The sequence below is a fragment of the Vibrio sp. HS-50-1 genome (assembly GCF_024747315.1).
Lineage (GTDB): Bacteria > Pseudomonadota > Gammaproteobacteria > Enterobacterales > Vibrionaceae > Vibrio > Vibrio diabolicus.
On record NZ_JAMPZF010000044.1, the window covers coordinates 1 to 1,138 of the forward strand.

Consider the following 1,138-nt stretch of genomic DNA (forward strand, 5'->3'; position numbering starts at 1 on the left):
TGGCGATACAGGGTGATAGCCCCGTAACTGACGACGCATATTCAGTGAAATCGAGTAGGGCGGGACACGTGATATCCTGTCTGAATATGGGGGGACCATCCTCCAAGGCTAAATACTACTGACTGACCGATAGTGAACCAGTACCGTGAGGGAAAGGCGAAAAGAACCCCTGTGAGGGGAGTGAAATAGAACCTGAAACCGTGTACGTACAAGCAGTAGGAGCAGGCTTTGTCCTGTGACTGCGTACCTTTTGTATAATGGGTCAGCGACTTATATTCAGTGGCAAGGTTAACCATCTAGGGGAGCCGTAGGGAAACCGAGTCTTAACTGGGCGTTCAGTCTCTGGATATAGACCCGAAACCAGGTGATCTAGCCATGGGCAGGTTGAAGGTTGAGTAACATCAACTGGAGGACCGAACCGACTAATGTTGAAAAATTAGCGGATGACTTGTGGCTAGGGGTGAAAGGCCAATCAAACCTGGAGATAGCTGGTTCTCCCCGAAAGCTATTTAGGTAGCGCCTCGGACGAATACTACTGGGGGTAGAGCACTGTTAAGGCTAGGGGGTCATCCCGACTTACCAACCCTTTGCAAACTCCGAATACCAGTAAGTACTATCCGGGAGACACACGGCGGGTGCTAACGTCCGTCGTGGAGAGGGAAACAACCCAGACCGCCAGCTAAGGTCCCAAATTACTACTAAGTGGGAAACGATGTGGGAAGGCTCAGACAGCCAGGATGTTGGCTTAGAAGCAGCCATCATTTAAAGAAAGCGTAATAGCTCACTGGTCGAGTCGGCCTGCGCGGAAGATGTAACGGGGCTAAGTAGTAAACCGAAGCTGCGGCAATACTCTTTGAGTATTGGGTAGGGGAGCGTTCTGTAAGCGGTTGAAGGTGTGTGGTAACGCATGCTGGACGTATCAGAAGTGCGAATGCTGACATGAGTAACGATAAAGGGGGTGAAAAACCTCCTCGCCGGAAGACCAAGGGTTCCTGTCCAACGTTAATCGGGGCAGGGTAAGTCGACCCCTAAGGCGAGGCCGAAAGGCGTAGTCGATGGGAAACGGGTTAATATTCCCGTACTTCTTACAATTGCGATGGGGGGACGGAGAAGGCTAGGTGGGCCTGGCGACGGTTGT

The 1,138-nt window shown here is 51.7% G+C and carries 1 rRNA gene; it reads left to right on the forward strand.

The window, feature by feature from the left end:
- A 23S ribosomal RNA gene (locus NDJ01_RS19290) occupies nucleotides 1-1,138 on the forward strand; the annotation flags it as partial.